Below are 16,912 nucleotides of genomic sequence, written 5' to 3' on the forward strand. Positions count from 1 at the left end.
GGGTGCTCCAGAGATGTTCTGGAAAACAAATTAAAAAACGTATAAGCCATGATAATTTCAACAACAGAAACTGTTCCTAACAAAGAGATTTATGAAATATTAGGTATTGCGAGAGGAAGTACAGTTAGAGCCAGAAATATTGGTAGAGATGTTTTTGCAGGCTTAAAAAATATTGTAGGTGGGGAAATTGAAGAATATACTAAGCTACAAGCCCAATCCAGGGAACAAGCAATGCAGAGAATGACACGTGATGCACAAAATTTAGGCGCAGATGCGGTAATAAATGTACGACTTACGACATCAATGGTCATGCAGGGCGCATCAGAGATACTTGCATACGGTACTGCGGTAAAACTTAAATAACCAGATTATGGAAACCTTTTTTGTAATCATACACGGTTTAATCTGGTTTGGAGTATTGGCAGCTTTAATTTATCTGATTGTAAGAAGAATCAGAATAATGAAAACTGAAGATTTTGAAAAAAGAGATAATTAACTATTAAACTAACCATCTATCTTGAAAGAATTATTTGACATAGCAATTTCGACTGTTAATCTACCATTAACTATTCTTTTTGGGTTATTAATCCTATACTGGTTATTAACTACTTTATCAGGTATTGATTTAGATTTCTTTGATGCTGATATAGATATTGACGCTGATGTAGATGCGGATGTTGATATGGAATCTGATTTTGATGCCAGAGCTAATCTTGATGTCCAAGATATATCCAACACAGAGGTTAAAAAGGAAGATATAATCCGTCGTCGTGGCAAACTTAATTTCTTTCAGATATTCCTGATCTTTTTCAACTTTGTTGGGTTGCCATTTATGTTCACCTTTACTTTTTTTGTACTGTTTTGGTGGGCAATCACAATGGCAGGAACCTCTATTACTCATAGTTATGATAATGATTTTGGATTTGTATTCTTCTTTGGAGGTATTATCCCTGCACTATTTTTAACTAAAATTTTCACCACTCCCTTCAAAAGGTTCTTTACAAACTTTAATAACAAAGGAGAAAGTGCTTTAGAATTATTAGGAAGACAAGGTGTATTACAAAGCACCATTTCAGGAGAAAAAATTACCACAATTGAAATAAAAATTCAATCAGATCCTATTAAGGTAATGGTCAAATCCAAAGATGGAATAGAAATTCCTGCTAATACCTCTGTAGAGATCGTAAATCAAGTAAAAAACAAACAACTTTATATCGTTCAACCATTAAACTATTAATTAAATTATGAGCAACATAGCAAATATAGCCATCATCGTGGTGGTCGCATTGGTACTACTAATTGTACTATACTTTATAATAATCGCAATCTTCTATAAGAAGATTCCTCAGGGAGAATCACTAGTCCGAACCGGTTTTGGAGGAACCGCGGTTGCATTTGACAAGGGATTGTATGTAATCCCAGTACTCCACAAAGTGGAAATCATGGATATCTCTATAAAAAAGATTGAGATCGAACGTACTGGAATAAATGGATTGATCTGTAAGGATAATATCCGGGCAGATATCAAAGTAGCCTTTTTCGTTAGAGTAAACAAATCTGTAGAAGATATTATTAATGTTGCTCAAACCATTGGTTGTAACCGTGCTTCAGAGATTGATACGCTAAGAAGTCTTTTTGATGCTAAATTCTCAGAAGCATTAAAAACTGTAGGTAAAAAATTCGAATTTGTAGAATTATATGAAGCTCGTAGAGAATTTAGAGACGAAATTGTGAATATTATTGGTACTGATCTTAATGGATATATTCTGGATGACTGCGCTATTGATGACTTAGAGCAAACTTCGCTTAGTGTAATGAAGGCTGATAATATCTTAGATGCAGAAGGGATCAAAAAGATTACTGAACTTACCGCTGCACAGAATATAAAATCTAACCTCATCAAACGTGATGAAGAAAAAGTTATCCGTAAACAAGATGTAGAAGCACGTGAGGCAATTCTGGAATTAGATAAACAATTAGCTGAAAAAGAAGAGCAGCAAAAACGTGAAATCTCTAATATCAAATCCCGAGAAGAAGCAGAAATACTAAAAGTCGCAGAAGAAGAACGTCTAAAATCTGAAACGGCTCGTATTGCTACAGAAGAAAAAGTAAAAGTTGCCGAAGAAAACATGGAGCGACAGATCATTGTAGCTTCTAAAAATAAGCAACGTACTGACGCCGTAGAAACTGAAAGAGTAGAAAAAGATAGAATGCTTGAAGCTACTGAACGTGAAAGAATTGTAACGTTGGCGCAGATTGAAAAAGAAAAAGTTGTAGAAGTAGAGAAAAAGAATATACAGGATGTGATCAGAGATCGAGTGATGTTGGAGAAAGGTGTAGTAGAAGAACAAGAGAATATGAAAGACATTGAGGCTTTCAAAACTGCCGATCGTGAGAAGCAAGTAAAAATCACCATTGCCGAAGCTGATGCACAGGAATCATTAATTAAAACTATCAAAGCCGCAGAGGCAGAAAAAGAAGCTGCTAAGCAAAAAGCGGAAGAGATCAATATCGAAGCACAAGCTCAAAAAGAAGCTAGTGAAAAAGAAGCTGAAGCTCGTAAAACCCTAGCAGAAGCTCAAGCCAAAGAAGAAGCTACACTTGGTATGTCTGAAGCTCAAGTAATGCATGCAAAAGCAGATGCCCGTGAAAGAGAAGGATTAGTCGAAGCTACAGTAATTGAGAAAAAAGCTAAAGCTGAAGCTGCAGGTATTGAAGCAAAAGCTGAAGCAATCCGCAAAGAAGGAATGGCAGAAGCCGAAGTCATCAAAGAAAAAGCGCTTGCTGATGCTGCCGGAATAGAAGAAAAAGCTGAAGCAATGAAGAAGCTTGATGGTGTCGGAAAAGAACACGAAGAATTCAAGCTACGTTTAGATAAAGAATTACAAGTTGATTTAGCTCATATCAATATCCAAAAAGATATTGCAGATGCACAAGCAGATGTAATCGGTGAGGCATTAAAAGCTGCTAATATTGATATCGTAGGCGGTGAGACTATGTTCTTTGAGCAAATTATGGGTCAGATCACCAGAGCCAAAGGAATTGATCGATTGGTACAACACTCTGATAATATTCAGGATGTAAAAGATGCGATCCTAGGAAGTGAAGATGTAAAAGGTAACCTTTTAGAAAAAATCAAAGAATTCGCAACTAAATACGGTATCGGATCAGAAGATATCAAGAACCTAACTATTGCTAATCTTCTTATGGAATTGAAGCAAAAAACGACAGATCCCGATGAGAATAATCTGTTTACCAATTTGTATAATCTGGCAAGTGGTCTAGGTCTTTCAGACAAAAAACTGAAGTAACAAAAGACTTCCTCTCCCTCAAAGGAGAGGATTGAGGTGAGGGTGTTCACGCACCCTTCATTTTCAATTATAATATACTTTATGAACATCATCATAGACACATTTTTAAACCCATAAAAGTCTTCTCATCCTGAGAAGGCTCAGGATGGGAATTGTTTAACTTTTAATACGGTTTAATATGAGTATTGCAGCAATGATTGCTTCGATCAAGTTTAACGATAGAAGAAATAAAAGAGACGCTTTTAGCCATATAAATGGACATACAGATACTAAAAGTCAAGGAATAAAAGTAGAACCTGTTTCTGAAGAGACATTACAAGAAATCAGAGACAAACTAAAGAAACAAAGATTAGCAGTTTTTAAAAAGCAATTATTAGCTTCTGTGTTTTTGATAGTTCTGACTACGGCCATCATAATATATATAGTGTAGTTATGGGAGGATATGGTCATAACCTAAGTAATCTTCTTAAAAACAGTAGAAGAAAAGAGCGAAAAGCCTATGATGGATGGACTGAAAGTGATGAAGAAAGTCAAGGGATAAAAGTAGAGCCAGTGTCTGAGGAATTATTACAAGGAATCAGAAATAAACTAAAAATGCAGCGACAAGCATTATTTATACGAAGATTGATTGGTTTTGGATTTGTTATAGTATTGATCACTTGATTAATAGTATATACTTCATTTAAAACATAGAAAACATGAATAGAAAATTTATTGGATTAATCGCAGTGTTATTAGCATGTATTGGTGTCTTAACATACAATACATATACTAAAAAAGAGAACCTGGTAAAAAATGGGGCAAGCACATCGGCTATCATTGAAAAAATTTCAACAAATAGAATTGATAATGAACTCTCACCTACAGTAGAGAATATTCATGTTAAATACAAATATATTGTAGATGCTAAAGAATTTATAAAAACGCAAGAGGTTTCAAGACATGAACACGATTTGTATTTTGCAAAAACCGGAAAAGTGGGTGATTCGATTAAAATTATATATGATGCTGAAAATCCCAAGAATTCTAAAATTGAAAAAACACACAAAAAATGAATCCTAAATGCACAAATTGTGGGTCTGATAAAATTATAGAAGGGCTTAATATAGTAGATAATGCTGCAGATTATATGAAACAAAATCTTTCTATAGAAACTATTAAAAACCCAAACGCTTTTCTATTCAAAGGATCAAATAAATACGAATTAAAAGCTAAGGTATGTGGTTCTTGTGGCAAAGTAGAAATGACAATTGATAATCCAGAAGAATTATGGAACGACCATAAAAGAAATAAAAAGACTTAAATAAATAATGCTTGAGTCTTTTTACAAAACGAATGAAAATTCGACTTAAAACATGCAAGAAGAAAACACTAACAACATACAACTAGACGGAGGTACATACGAGATCATCCAGAATCGTTTGCAAAAGCATAAGAGTGAACTCCAAAACCGTCTAACCCAACTTAATGATGCGCGAAAAGAAGTTTTTGGCAGTGTAGAAACCAAACTCATCGCCAATAACCGGATTAATACTGAGAATAACTGTATCGCCAGGGATATTGTTACTATTGGCGAGTATTGCCTATTTGGATATAATGTGCATTTTGGACTTCGTACCGAGATTACATTGGCAGATGTATTTAGTGTCTATACCTATACCAATGATCATTTTTCAGCAAAGCCGTTAGATCTTATTAACGACGCCGTATTTATCGATGATTTTACCAATCTCTATAAATACTACCGTAATACGATATTTTCGAAATTTGCCGTGGTTGGAAACTACCTTCATATGGTATTTCAATTAAGTGAAAGCATTTCAGACATCAAGACGTTCAAATGGTTAATCAATGAAGGGTCATTGACTTATGTAGATAACCGCAGTGAACACGAATTCCAATTTCCAAAACAACATGAATTCAATTGGACAGAGGTTACTAGGGATATGCATCGCTATGGAGCACATCCTCATATCTCCATTCTCGATAAAGTATTTGTAGAAACGATTGGAGGAGATCTAACCATTAAAATCGAGGACAATACAGATGAAGGAAAAGGTATCCTGGATGAACCCGTAGAACTTTCGGATCAAACATTAGATGATGGACAATATCGATTTGCAGATATCGGAAATCTGATTGCATTAGAAATAAAACCTTTTCAAGAGTCTCCAAGATACTTCGTGTATAATCACAAAATGCAGGAGGTCAAAAAGATTGAATGTATTAAAGATGCTTGTGTACTCCTACCTGATGATCAGGGGATCATATATCCCAACGGATATTACTTACAATCTGGTGAATTTAAACTATTCACCAATGAGGTTTCTAATGTTAAGTTTCAGGAGAAAATCATTTCTCCTAATGGCGAAGATTTCTTATATGTTTTCTACGAAAGCGAAAAAGGGTTATACACCTTGATGTCATATAATGTCATTGAGCAAGAAGTAAAAACACCAATAATTTGTAATGGATTTACTATTCTTCAAAACGGTGAATTGTGCTATTTCAAAACTGAAGATGAGCAAACCAAACACCATGTGATTCAGATATGGCAAACACCCTTTATGAAAGGTAATGTAATGCCTTCTGAACATACGGATACATTATTGTATAAAATCGGCAATAAAGATATCGTTAAAGCAATGGCTGAGTGCCATGCCTTGATTACATTATTAAATAAAGAGGATAGCTACGATGGCTTATATGATGATATTGCCAAATTCTCTAACGATGTCATTGATAGTTATTATTGGATTCGAGAAGACGACACTTTTAGACTTGATGTTCCTCTTTCAGAAATAAATGGTGCGGCTAATGCCGCTATCGATGAGTTCGAAAAAGTAGTTCAACTTCGTAGAACGGCAGCAAACGTCACTGCAGCAACTAAAGATAAAGCCGAAGTCATATTCGGAAAGATCAAAAGCAGCTCTTTTAGATCTATAGATGATTTTGTACAGGTATTATCACAATTACGAACCCTTCGTGGCGAAGTAATTGGATTAAACGACATAAGATATGTGGATAAGAGTTTTATCGAGAAACTGGAAAAGGAAATTGCAGAACAGACAGAAAAGATTTCTCAGCGTTGCGTTCAATTCTTATTAGATGATAAAGCACTCCTACCCTATCATGCACGGGTAGAAGAAAAACAGGTTGATCTTGAAAAGATCAAAAAAGTTATAGATGCTAAAAAACTTGAAGAGGAAGTTAATCAGATTGCTATTGATCTGGAAATGTTGATTGATATTGTATCTAATCTACAGATCGAAGACACTTCGCATTCTACCAAGATCATTGATAATATCTCACTGATTTTTGCCACCATCAATCAGCTCAAAGCTGGAATTAAGAACAAAACTAAATCTTTGGGAAGCAAAGAAGCGACTGCAGAATTTGCTGCCCAACTAAAATTAGTTGATCAAAGCATTATCAACTATTTAGATATCGCCAGCACCCCTGAAAAAACAGATGAGTTATTGAATAAAGTCTCTGTTCAACTAGAAGATTTAGAAGGCAGGTTTGCAGATTTTGAAGAGTTCATCACTCAGATCATCGAGAAACGTGAAGAAGTATACAATGCTTTCGAAGCTCGTAAAAATAATTTGATTGAGGCCAGAAACAAAAAGGCAGTTGCTTTAGAAAATGCGGCGAACCGTATTTTAAAGGGAGTTGCCAAAAAAGCATTGAGTTTTGATACTGTAGTAGATATCAATGGATATTTTGCTTCAGATCTGATGATCAATAAATTGCGGGATATTGTTGTGCAACTGCAAGAACTCGATGATGCTGGTAAAGCAGAAGCTATTGAGACAGCACTTAAGGTTGCTAAAGAAGATGCTACCCGTAAGCTAAAAGACAAGCAAGATCTATATGAAGATGGTGAAAACATCATCAAACTAGGAAAACATAAATTTGGAGTCAATAAACAACCTCTTGATTTAACCATTGTTTACAAAGACGGTGCACTAGCATATCACCTTACCGGAACTGACTTTTACCAGGAAATCAACAATGAGATCTTACTAAAATCTCAGAAATATTGGGATCAAGAACTCATTTCCGAAAATCCAGAAGTATATAGATCAGCATATCTGGCTTATAAAATTTTCAACACTTCGGATAAAGAAAGCTTTTTGAATTCCAATGAACAGGAACTTCTTGAGCTTGTAAAATCTGAAAGTAGTAAAAATTATGCCGAAGGATATATAAAAGGTGTACACGATGTAGATGCAGCCAAAATTTTAAAAGTTTTAGTAACCAAAGATCATGATTTAGGGTTACTTCGTTTTGCGCCAAATACTAGAGCTTTTGCACAATATTTCTGGCATGGATTACATATAGAAAAACAAACGTATTGGAATGACACTATCAAAGCTTCAGGAGAAGTATTAGCTATTTTCCCAGATAGTAATGAATACCAGAAGGTGTTAGCAAATTTAAAAGAAGATATTTTCGCTTTCGCGGAAACCACTCACCTTTTTGAAACGAGTTTCAGTAATGAAATTTCCAGATATCTGTTTAACGAATTACAAAACGATCATACTTTTTGTATTAGTCAAACTGCAAATGAGCTGTGTGATGTTTTTATAGCTGAACTCAAAAAGAAAAAGGTATTTGCAAAATTGAAGAAATCTCTTGACCTAGATACCAAACCTCGTTCTAATGGTGACATCAATTGGAGTGACAAAATCAATCTGGCTTTGCAGTGGATTACCTCGTATATCAAAATGCATCGTCCAGCTCAGATCGAATATGCCCACGAAGTTGTTAGTATTTTGTTATTTAAAGACGAATCGACTTCAGAAGTAATTCATGTTAATCCTTCACAAACCATAGAAGGACTAAAGGGAAGTCATCAAACCATTACTGAAGGTAATTTTGAGTTTAATTATCATAATTTCGTTTCAAAATTAGAACAATTTGCTACCATAGAAGTTCCTGCATTTGAAGCTTATCGCGAAGCAAAACACCAGGTAACCGAAGAATTAAAAGAAGACTTAAAACTTAGTGAATTTAAGCCTAAAGTACTTTCTTCTTTTGTTAGAAATAAACTTATTGATCAGGTATATCTCCCTCTATTTGGAGACAACTTATCCAAACAGTTAGGAAGCGTAGGTGAAAACAAACGCACTGACCGTATGGGAATGCTACTACTTATCTCTCCTCCTGGTTATGGTAAAACGACTTTGATGGAATATATGGCCAATCGATTGGGATTGGTGTTTATGAAAATCAATGGTCCGGCAATTGGTCATGAGGTAACCTCGGTTGATCCTATGGCTGCCAATAATGCAGCCTCTAGAGAGGAATTAAAAAAACTCAACCTAGCCTTCGAAATGGGCAATAACGTGATGTTGTATCTGGATGATATCCAACATTGTAATCCTGAGTTTTTGCAGAAATTTATTTCGCTTGCCGATGGTACTCGTAAAATTGAAGGAGTATATAACGGTAAACCGAGAACTTATGATTTACGTAGTAAACGTTTCTGTGTGATTATGGCGGGTAACCCATATACCGAAAGTGGTGAGAAGTTCCAGATTCCGGATATGTTAGCTAACCGTGCAGATATTTATAACCTGGGAGATATTATTGGTGATACTGCAGATTTATTTAAGTTAAGTCTGATCGAAAACTCTATGACCTCCAATCCTGTATTACATCAGTTGAGCAGCAAACATTTCGAAGACATTTATAAACTGATCGAGATTGTTGAAACTGGTTCTCAGGAAGGGATCGAACTAAAAGGAAATCATACTAAACAGGAAGTGCAAGACTATCTGGCTGTGCTGGAAAAAGTAGTTACGATTCGGAATACAGTATTGAAGGTAAACGAAACCTATATCAAATCCGCAGCAATGGAAGATGCTTATCGTACTGAACCCTCTTTTAAATTGCAAGGGTCATATCGTGATATGAGTAAACTGGTCGCCAAAGTAGTACCCATTATGAATGAGAAAGAATTACAAACCTTACTCCTGTCTCATTATGAGAATGAATCACAAACCTTGACTAGTGCTGCAGAAGCTAATTTATTGAAGTACAAAGAAATGACAAAAACTATCGTTAAGGAAGAAATCATTCGCTGGGAAACCATCAAAGAAACCTTTATAAAGAATAATAAATTGAAAGGCTTTGGTGATAAAAATGAAATGGCTCAGGTATTAGCTCAGATGATGCAGTTTAGTGATCATTTGGCCGGAATCCAAGATGTATTGAAGAAGGGGTTGGAAAAAGAATGATATAATGAAACTAAAAACAATAATCAGCACTATAATTTTATCTGTATTTATTTTTTCTTTCAGCAGTTGTACCAGAAAAAATGATAACACGCAATTAGTACAGGGGTTTTACAATGCATTAAACCATAGCAACTACATAGAATTATCAGAATTTATCGGCGACAGCATAGTTCTTATTGAAGGAAATTATAACATGAATTTTTCTAAAAATGATTATTATAAATTCTTTCAATGGGATTCTGTATTCTCCCCCAAATATGAAATTTTAGAAATTCGAGAAATTGATGAAAAAGTAGAAATCAAAGTTTCAAAAACATGTACTAGAATTAAATTTCTAAATCAAAAACCTATCATCTCAAATGAGATAATTGAAATAAAGAATCGGAAAATTTCAAAAATAAAAACGGTAGAAATGGATTCTGATTTCAAACTTTGGAATATCAAGAAAAATGAGATCGTTACCTGGATAAAAATGAATCATCCTCAATTAGATGGTTTTATACATGATCAGACGAAAGACGGTGCACAGAATTATCTGAAAGCAATAGCCTTGTATCAAGAATTTAAAAAGTAGAAGTTAATAGGGGTTTTGGAAATATAATGGAAATGGTTCAGGTATTCGCTTAAATGATCCTGTTTAGCAAGTATATATATTATATGGATAAAGTGAATGTTAAAAAAAGTTAGTAAGTAAGCTCTTTCTCATTCCAGACTTAATCTAGAATCTATGAACAGGATTGTAGCATTTTATTTGGCCCAGCCCACGCTGGGATGACAAGTAAAACTTCATAAAATCAACTCCAGATTATCATTCCAGGCTTGACCTAAATCTAATATTAATAATTACAAAGAGTATTTATAAACTCTTCACGATTACGAAACCTAAAGAGTTTTTTTCACCCTAATATTTCTATATTCAGAATAATTTTATATTTTTACATAAGTACTTATATAAACACTTATGAAAGATAAATTACAGCAATATGGTGAGCTAGGGTTAGGATCAAGATTAAAAAGACTGAGTGATCATATGATGAAAGAAATTCAATTGGTTTATAATACCTGTAATATTGACTTTGACCCATACCTTTTTCCAATTTTCAAGGTAATTATCGATCAACAACTAGCCACTACTACAGAAATCCAAGAAGCCATACAGTATACCCAACCCGCGATCACACAGGCGCTGAAAAAACTAGCGGATAAGAAATTAGTCACCTACAAAACTGACAACGTGGATAAACGAAAGAAACAGTTTGGACTTACTAAAAAAGGAAAAGAAACCCATCAACGAATGATTCCTTTATGGAAAGTAATGGATGAGCAGGTAAAGTGGTTAACCGAAGGAAGTGCTGTAAGCTTAACCCATCATTTAACCTTTATAGAAGATCAATTAAAAGAGAAGTCATTAAGTCAAAGAATACTAGAAAATTTAAATAATATCCAATGAAAACCTTAAAAAAAACAACAATAATACCTTTTGATCCAAAGTATGCAAAAGACTTTGCTGATCTTAATGTAGAGTGGCTAGAGAAATATTTTGTAGTAGAACCTCATGATGTTGACCTATTGGAACAATGCGAAGAAACCATTATTAACCAAGGAGGATATATTTTCTTTGCTAAAATAGATGGAGCTATTGCCGGAACCTTCGCTTTAATCAAAATAGAAGATGGAGTTTATGAATTAGGAAAAATGGCGGTTTCTCCAAAATATCAGGGACAAAAAATTGGACAGCAATTAATGGAGTTTTGTATAGAATTCTCAAAAATTCAAGGGTGGACTAAGGTAGTACTCTATTCTAATAGAATTTTGAAGAATGCAATCCACATCTATAGTAAATATGGTTTTATAGAAATTGAATTAGAAAAAGATTCTCCATATCAAAGAAGCAATATAAAAATGGAATTGGTATTATAATACAAAATCCGCTTTGCTGATATTTCATGCAAAGCGGACTTGTAAATTAAATAATCCCCTTTATTTAATTATAAAACTATTTAGAAACTACGTGGTTCTTTCCATAATTGTTATCCCAGTATTCTTGACCATTTACCTTGTAAACAACAACATATTCCACCGTATTAGCTGATTTATCAACTTGTACGCTTCCAGACCATCTTTCTATATCAAACTGGTTTGGGCTTTGAATATAGAAAAATGGACCATTACTCCAGTATCGTCTATAATTAAGTGTAAAATAGTTTTGTGTTTGCCATCCATCTGTTGTATATAGCACTCCAACTTCTTTGTTAGGTGCCAGATTTCTAACATCTACTGTAACGGTCATTGAATTCTTATCATAATAAGGTATATACGATATACTATCAAAATCAGTATCTACACTTACATTAGCATTAGGATCAGCAAAAAAGTAACCATCCCTTACGGACATAGTATAGTTAGCACCATTATTATTGTCCCAATATGTAGTGCCGTTTACATCATATTTAACAACAAATTCATCTGCATAAACCTGAGATGCACCATACCCTCCTAGACTTTTTTGTCCAGTCCATATTTCATTTTGGTTATCTATATCAAAACTGTACGATAATGGAATTTCTTCCCAAGAACCATCTAACTTCTCATGATAGATACTTACTTGTTTATCAAAGGCAAGATCTGCAACTTTTACTGTAAACTTCAATGTGTAAGATGTGTAGCCTCTATACGAACCATAAGAGGTCCAGGATTTAACCAAGCTTACTGGATTTGGGCTTGTAGCCTCAACTTCACTTTTAGAAATTAGACTTTCTTGATTTTCTACAAAGTCATCTTCTGTTGAACAAGAAAAGATAACTAAACTCAATAATAAATAAATGTACTTTTTCATTGTGTGGTGGTTTTAAAAGGTTAATATTTAGTTTGTTTTATGTACCGTGTAATTATTGTTATAATTGTTATCCCAATATTCTTGACCATTAACTCTATAAACCACCGCATATTCGATAGTATCAATAGAGCTATCAACAATAGTAGAACCAGTCCATCTTTCGATTCCGAATTGATTAGGGCTAACCAAGACATATTGATAACCACTATAGTAGCGTGCTGTGAAATTTAACGGTAAATATTGTATAGTTTGCCAACCATCTGTAGTGTAAGCCACTTCAACTTCTTTAGAAGGATCTATATTTCTTACATCCACAATTAAGTTAAAGCTGTTACCCCCAGTATAGTGAGGATATAAACTAGCAGAATCAACACTTATATTAAGGTCTGGTTGTGTAAAAAGGTATCCTACCTCTTTCTCCCCTACAACATAATTTTCATTATTATTGTTATCCCAATATGTAGTGCCGTTTACCTCATACTTCACAACAAACTCATCATCATAAATTTTGTCTGCTGTGTAACCTGTATATTCATATTTTCCGGTCCAAATTTCAGCTTGATCATCTACACTAAGACTATATGTCAATGGAATTTCTTCCCAAGAACCATCAACTTTTTCGTGATAGATACTTACATTTTTTTCAAAACCAATGTTGGCCACTCTTACAGTGAACTCTCTTCTCCAGGTATTAAAACCTCTATAAAAACTATATGAGTTGTATGTTTTGATTAAGCTAACCGCATTTGTACTTTTTGCAGACACCTGATCAATAGTAGCCTCTTCTTGATTTGTTATGAAATCATCCTCCGTAGTACAAGAAAAGATGACTAAGCTTAGTAATAGAAATAAATACTTTTTCATTTAATGATAATTTGTGGTTATGAATTTTAATATGTTAATTTATTTATGGTATAATTGTTTCCGTAATTATTATCCCAATATTCCTGATCTCCAACCGTATATACCACAGCATATTCAATTGAATTAACATCTGGATTTACTCTCACAGAAGTTTCCCATTTATCAATATCAAATTCATTAGGGCTAAGGATATAATTAGAATATCCTACTCTAAAGTATCTTTGATAGCTCAAAGAAGCTCTTTCTGTAGTTACCCAACCATCTGTAGTAAAAACCACTTCAACCGTTCCCGGTGCGCCATAATCCCTTCTCACATCTGCGTTAATACCAAAATAACTACCCGAAAACCTAGTATAAGAACTATCAACATATACTTCTAGTTCTGGAGCAAGATATGCTCCTATATTGGTTTGCATACTGTAATTGGATCCACTATTGTTATCCCAGTAAGTTTGACCATCCACAGTATATTTAACGACAAATTCATCATTATAGATCTCAGTATCTGGTTCTACTTCACCAACCCAGATTTCTTCATTATTATCTATGCTTTGTTGATACGTTAATGGAATATCCACCCAATTTCCAGAATAAGTGGCTTGATGAATAACAACTTCTTTTTGGTATGCAAGGTTTTTAACCTTTACAACAAAGCGCCTTACATATCTTTGTTGCACTGGGCTACTACTATTAGATGTCCAAGCTCTAAGGAGCTTAACATTTTCAGAACTGTTTTTTGCTGCTAATTCTATAGATTCAATCTCTGAACCTATTTGATCTGTATCCTGGTTACAAGAATACAATCCGAACGCAATGGCGAGTACAATTAATAATTTTCTCATAATAATGCTTGTTAGACTAGATTGTGGTTTTTGTTGGTTTAACTTTTCGAAAAGTTTAGGTTCTATTTTTAAGCTATATTTAAGTTCCGAAAGAAGTATATCTGTAACAATTTATAGCTCCAATTTCTTTAACACTTTAACAAAAAACGTTTTCGATTTAAGATAATCTTAACAACAATTTAAGTGAAGAAAAAATGAGACTTTCAAGTATTCAAAAAAACCTCTGTTTTATTATCAAAACGTTTTCAAACAACGAAATTTTAGTAGAAAAAACATCGAAAAATTATAGTTGCTATCCTGTAAGAATTTATCCTCGAAAACCTTTTAGATGATCTTTTATGAAAATTTGATTTGTTTTTTTTCGTTGGAATATTATGATTTACAAAAATCCTTAGATTATTACATAAATACAACAGAGTCAAAACCCTTTTTCAACATGGGGTGTTTCCCCCTATTCGTACAACTTGAGCTTTTCTGAAAATATCTGCTTTTCACCTGCAAAACACCTAATTATCAAAGAGTAACAATTTTATATTTTAACAAAACTTCTTGTTAATTTTTTATAACTAAGGAATAACACTATTTTTATTACAAACAAATTATCTTAAAAACCTATTCAAAATGAAAAAACTAACTAACCACACCCTAAGAATTCTATTGGCAGGACTACTTATATTATTTATAGGTTCTTGCACTGGAGAACATGGAAATGAACAATACATAAAACAGATTAAAGAATTAAAAGAACAGATTGCAGAACTACAGGAACAACTGGGCCAGGTAAATGACAGTAAACCCAAAAATATTATTACTTCTGTCCAAGCCAGAAAGTTATATGACAATTATGCCCGAAAAAGAGTGAAGTTTATTGATTCCTTAGTTGGAAAAGGACCGGATGGAAAACCCTTTGAAGCTACCAGATCATTGTTTTATGATTTAGATAGCCTAAAAAATTATTTAGCATATATAAACAGAATATCTAAAAAAGCAGGTGTTGAGCCATCAGGGCTACGATTTTATTTTGGAGTATATGCAGATGATTATGTTCGTAGAAACAATAAAGGGTATGCAAAAAGGCAGACATTTTTTATTGCACCAACTTTACCTAAAACTATAGAAGGTAAAACTAGACAAGTAGGATATACTATCAGTGATGATTTTAAAGTAGAATTTTTAACTAACAAAATTGGTTTAGATAGCAGAACTGGAAACGTGTACAGCAAATCTAAGTTACAACAAGCAGGCTTATTTAATTTTAGTGCTATTGTTGATGATGAGTTAAACAGCACGCTAGGAAATGAGTTTGGAAGCTCTCCTCCAATTGGAGATAATTAAAAATATAAAGTTAATAGGTATTGGGTACTTTAAGATATATTGGAATTTTCACTGAATTAATGGCAGCCATTATAGGTGTTATTTATTTTTATAAATATAAAAACACAGCCTTAAAGTACTTTTTACTACTTCTTTGGTATGTAACAATAAATGATATTATTGGCATGTATCTTAGAGAGAAAGTCACCCACTATAATGCAATCATATATAACATTTATTATGTTGTGAATTTCACCTATCTTTTACTTTTATATAGAGCATATTTAAGCAATAAAAAAAGTAAAGTCGTTGTATTAACTTTCACATTAATATATCTGTTTTCATTCATAGTAAATGGTTTTTTTGAGAACTATTTAATCGAATTTCAAAGATTTCCATATATCATAGCTGCTTTGTTTTTGATAATTACGGTTATATTATATTTTTCAGAAGTATTAAATTCTGAAAAAGTTTTGCACGCAAAAAAAAACTTATTGTTTTGGATAAGCGTAGGGTTATTATTATACTATGTTGGTAATATTCCTTTTAGAATTATAAGGAATTATTATCAAGACTTAGCAGATGCAACTATCTTATTTCTAGTGAACCTAACTCTAGGTATTGTAATGTATATCTGTTTTATTATTGGTTTTTTATGGAGCGACAAGAAACAGCAGTACTAATTGCGAGTATTGTACTTGTAGTAATTATAGTTTTATTGATTTCTCTTTTTTTAATCTTTCAAAAAAGGAAGAATAGTTTATTACTACATCAAAAAGAAGCGGAGAAGAGATTTGAACGTGCTATTGCAGAGACACAGATAGAGATACGTGAAGAAACGCTACGTAATATCAGTTGGGAACTTCATGACAATATTGGTCAATTATTAACGCTGGCAAAAATTCAGGTAGAAGTAGCTAGAGATGATCCTGAAAGATTAAAAGAAGTTACGGATACAATTACCAAAAGCCTTACAGAGCTTCGATCTTTATCCAAGCTGATTAACCCTGATGCTATTAAAAGTCTATCTTTAACAGAAGCTTTAGAATTAGAAGTTGAAAGATTTAATAGATTGCAGTTTGTTGAAGCTTCAATTACTAGTAATAAAGAAATAAGGGTATTAGATGACAAAGTAGAGATCATTATTTTTAGAATTTTTCAGGAGTTTTTTACCAACACCATGAAACATTCTAAAGCCTCTAAATTAGAAGTTAGCGCCCAATATGACCACGAAAAATTAATCATAGAAGCCAAAGATGATGGAGTAGGTTTTGATATCAAAAACACTAAAATTAGACGAGGTATTGGGCTAGGCAATATGATCAGTAGAGGGAAACTAATCGATGCAGATATAAAACTGCATTCTGAAGAAGGAAAAGGAACTTCTATAATATTAACCTATTATTATTAAGAAGTTACCTAATTTTATAATTGCTAAACAAAAGCATAAGCAGTTCGCACAAATCAAGAATCAGGAAATGAGCCATATCCATATAATTC

General features: G+C 33.3%; 18 protein-coding genes. 15 read left to right on the forward strand and 3 right to left on the reverse strand.

The window, feature by feature from the left end; translation table 11 throughout:
• Positions 1-48: 48 nt before the first annotated feature.
• From J8M14_RS01635 to J8M14_RS01685, 12 genes are all read left to right on the forward strand, one after another.
• Positions 49-363 (forward strand): YbjQ family protein, encoded by a 315-nt coding sequence (locus tag J8M14_RS01635; protein ID WP_211072597.1) that lies wholly within the window; start codon positions 49-51, stop codon positions 361-363.
• A gap of 7 nt (positions 364-370) precedes the next feature.
• Positions 371-496 carry a hypothetical protein gene (locus J8M14_RS23245; RefSeq protein ID WP_282100222.1) on the forward strand — a complete coding sequence of 42 codons (126 nt, stop codon included), beginning with the start codon at positions 371-373 and terminating at the stop codon, positions 494-496.
• Positions 497-517: 21 nt separating this feature from the next.
• Complete coding sequence (locus tag J8M14_RS01640) at positions 518-1,237, forward strand: hypothetical protein (RefSeq protein WP_247672525.1); 720 nt, start codon at positions 518-520, stop codon at positions 1,235-1,237.
• A 7-nt stretch (positions 1,238-1,244) separates the two neighbouring features.
• Positions 1,245-3,311: a flotillin family protein gene (locus J8M14_RS01645; RefSeq protein WP_211072598.1), complete on the forward strand. Its 2,067-nt coding sequence runs from the start codon at positions 1,245-1,247 to the stop codon at positions 3,309-3,311.
• 178 nt (positions 3,312-3,489) lie between these two features.
• Positions 3,490-3,741, forward strand: coding sequence for a hypothetical protein (locus J8M14_RS01650; protein ID WP_211072599.1), 252 nt, complete (start codon positions 3,490-3,492; stop codon positions 3,739-3,741).
• A gap of 2 nt (positions 3,742-3,743) precedes the next feature.
• Entirely contained in the window at positions 3,744-3,974 is a 231-nt protein-coding gene (locus J8M14_RS01655) for a hypothetical protein (protein ID WP_211072600.1), read from the forward strand.
• 35 nt (positions 3,975-4,009) lie between these two features.
• The gene (locus tag J8M14_RS01660; protein WP_211072601.1) at positions 4,010-4,366 is read left to right on the forward strand and encodes a DUF3592 domain-containing protein; all 357 of its coding nucleotides are present in this window, start codon (positions 4,010-4,012) and stop codon (positions 4,364-4,366) included.
• On the forward strand, positions 4,363-4,614 hold the full coding sequence (locus J8M14_RS01665) for a hypothetical protein (protein WP_211072602.1): 252 nt from the start codon (positions 4,363-4,365) through the stop codon (positions 4,612-4,614). Before J8M14_RS01660 ends, J8M14_RS01665 begins: the two co-directional genes overlap by 4 nt.
• Positions 4,615-4,666: 52 nt before the next feature.
• The gene (locus J8M14_RS01670; protein WP_211072603.1) at positions 4,667-9,556 is read left to right on the forward strand and encodes a DNA repair ATPase; all 4,890 of its coding nucleotides are present in this window, start codon (positions 4,667-4,669) and stop codon (positions 9,554-9,556) included.
• A 4-nt stretch (positions 9,557-9,560) separates the two neighbouring features.
• Entirely contained in the window at positions 9,561-10,130 is a 570-nt protein-coding gene (locus J8M14_RS01675) for a hypothetical protein (protein WP_211072604.1), read from the forward strand.
• 387 nt (positions 10,131-10,517) lie between these two features.
• Positions 10,518-11,006, forward strand: a complete 489-nt coding sequence (locus J8M14_RS01680) for a hypothetical protein (protein ID WP_211072605.1) — start codon at positions 10,518-10,520, stop codon at positions 11,004-11,006.
• On the forward strand, positions 11,003-11,476 hold the full coding sequence (locus J8M14_RS01685; protein ID WP_211072606.1) for a GNAT family N-acetyltransferase: 474 nt from the start codon (positions 11,003-11,005) through the stop codon (positions 11,474-11,476). The genes J8M14_RS01680 and J8M14_RS01685 overlap by 4 nt, the downstream gene beginning before the upstream one ends.
• Positions 11,477-11,552: 76 nt before the next feature.
• On the opposite strand, the gene J8M14_RS01690 is transcribed toward J8M14_RS01685, so the two are convergent.
• The 3 genes from J8M14_RS01690 to J8M14_RS01700 are packed head-to-tail and all read right to left on the reverse strand — an operon-like array spanning position 11,553 to position 14,098.
• Positions 11,553-12,392, reverse strand: a complete 840-nt coding sequence (locus J8M14_RS01690; protein WP_211072607.1) for a carbohydrate-binding protein — start codon at positions 12,390-12,392, stop codon at positions 11,553-11,555.
• Positions 12,393-12,419: 27 nt separating this feature from the next.
• Positions 12,420-13,256: a carbohydrate-binding protein gene (locus J8M14_RS01695; protein WP_211072608.1), complete on the reverse strand. Its 837-nt coding sequence runs from the start codon at positions 13,254-13,256 to the stop codon at positions 12,420-12,422.
• A 26-nt stretch (positions 13,257-13,282) separates the two neighbouring features.
• The gene (locus J8M14_RS01700) at positions 13,283-14,098 is read right to left on the reverse strand and encodes a carbohydrate-binding protein (RefSeq protein WP_211072609.1); all 816 of its coding nucleotides are present in this window, start codon (positions 14,096-14,098) and stop codon (positions 13,283-13,285) included.
• A 621-nt stretch (positions 14,099-14,719) separates the two neighbouring features.
• On the opposite strand from J8M14_RS01700, the gene J8M14_RS01705 reads away from it, so the two are divergent.
• The 3 genes from J8M14_RS01705 to J8M14_RS01715 are packed head-to-tail and all read left to right on the forward strand — an operon-like array spanning position 14,720 to position 16,823.
• On the forward strand, positions 14,720-15,433 hold the full coding sequence (locus J8M14_RS01705; protein WP_211072610.1) for a hypothetical protein: 714 nt from the start codon (positions 14,720-14,722) through the stop codon (positions 15,431-15,433).
• A 59-nt stretch (positions 15,434-15,492) separates the two neighbouring features.
• Positions 15,493-16,095, forward strand: a complete 603-nt coding sequence (locus J8M14_RS01710; RefSeq protein ID WP_211072611.1) for a hypothetical protein — start codon at positions 15,493-15,495, stop codon at positions 16,093-16,095.
• Positions 16,068-16,823, forward strand: coding sequence for an ATP-binding protein (locus J8M14_RS01715; RefSeq protein WP_211072612.1), 756 nt, complete (start codon positions 16,068-16,070; stop codon positions 16,821-16,823). Before J8M14_RS01710 ends, J8M14_RS01715 begins: the two co-directional genes overlap by 28 nt.
• The last annotated feature ends 89 nt before the right edge of the window (positions 16,824-16,912 follow it).

Source organism: Aquimarina sp. MMG016 (assembly GCF_018100805.1).
Lineage (GTDB): Bacteria > Bacteroidota > Bacteroidia > Flavobacteriales > Flavobacteriaceae > Aquimarina.

What these genes read in the sequence shown, in the direction of transcription:
- J8M14_RS01675 (WP_211072604.1), top strand. Translation starts at nt 9,561, where the DNA reads ATGAAACTAAAAACAATAATCAGCACTATAATTTTATCTGTATTTATT.
- J8M14_RS01710 (WP_211072611.1), top strand. Translation starts at nt 15,493, where the DNA reads ATGGCAGCCATTATAGGTGTTATTTATTTTTATAAATATAAAAACACA.
- J8M14_RS01705 (WP_211072610.1), top strand. Translation starts at nt 14,720, where the DNA reads ATGAAAAAACTAACTAACCACACCCTAAGAATTCTATTGGCAGGACTA.
- J8M14_RS01670 (WP_211072603.1), top strand. Translation starts at nt 4,667, where the DNA reads ATGCAAGAAGAAAACACTAACAACATACAACTAGACGGAGGTACATAC.
- J8M14_RS01695 (WP_211072608.1), bottom strand. Translation starts at nt 13,256, where the DNA reads ATGAAAAAGTATTTATTTCTATTACTAAGCTTAGTCATCTTTTCTTGT.
- J8M14_RS01660 (WP_211072601.1), top strand. Translation starts at nt 4,010, where the DNA reads ATGAATAGAAAATTTATTGGATTAATCGCAGTGTTATTAGCATGTATT.
- J8M14_RS01700 (WP_211072609.1), bottom strand. Translation starts at nt 14,098, where the DNA reads ATGAGAAAATTATTAATTGTACTCGCCATTGCGTTCGGATTGTATTCT.
- J8M14_RS01715 (WP_211072612.1), top strand. Translation starts at nt 16,068, where the DNA reads ATGGAGCGACAAGAAACAGCAGTACTAATTGCGAGTATTGTACTTGTA.
- J8M14_RS01655 (WP_211072600.1), top strand. Translation starts at nt 3,744, where the DNA reads ATGGGAGGATATGGTCATAACCTAAGTAATCTTCTTAAAAACAGTAGA.
- J8M14_RS01690 (WP_211072607.1), bottom strand. Translation starts at nt 12,392, where the DNA reads ATGAAAAAGTACATTTATTTATTATTGAGTTTAGTTATCTTTTCTTGT.
- J8M14_RS01685 (WP_211072606.1), top strand. Translation starts at nt 11,003, where the DNA reads ATGAAAACCTTAAAAAAAACAACAATAATACCTTTTGATCCAAAGTAT.
- J8M14_RS01635 (WP_211072597.1), top strand. Translation starts at nt 49, where the DNA reads ATGATAATTTCAACAACAGAAACTGTTCCTAACAAAGAGATTTATGAA.
- J8M14_RS01665 (WP_211072602.1), top strand. Translation starts at nt 4,363, where the DNA reads ATGAATCCTAAATGCACAAATTGTGGGTCTGATAAAATTATAGAAGGG.
- J8M14_RS01680 (WP_211072605.1), top strand. Translation starts at nt 10,518, where the DNA reads ATGAAAGATAAATTACAGCAATATGGTGAGCTAGGGTTAGGATCAAGA.
- J8M14_RS01650 (WP_211072599.1), top strand. Translation starts at nt 3,490, where the DNA reads ATGAGTATTGCAGCAATGATTGCTTCGATCAAGTTTAACGATAGAAGA.
- J8M14_RS01645 (WP_211072598.1), top strand. Translation starts at nt 1,245, where the DNA reads ATGAGCAACATAGCAAATATAGCCATCATCGTGGTGGTCGCATTGGTA.
- J8M14_RS23245 (WP_282100222.1), top strand. Translation starts at nt 371, where the DNA reads ATGGAAACCTTTTTTGTAATCATACACGGTTTAATCTGGTTTGGAGTA.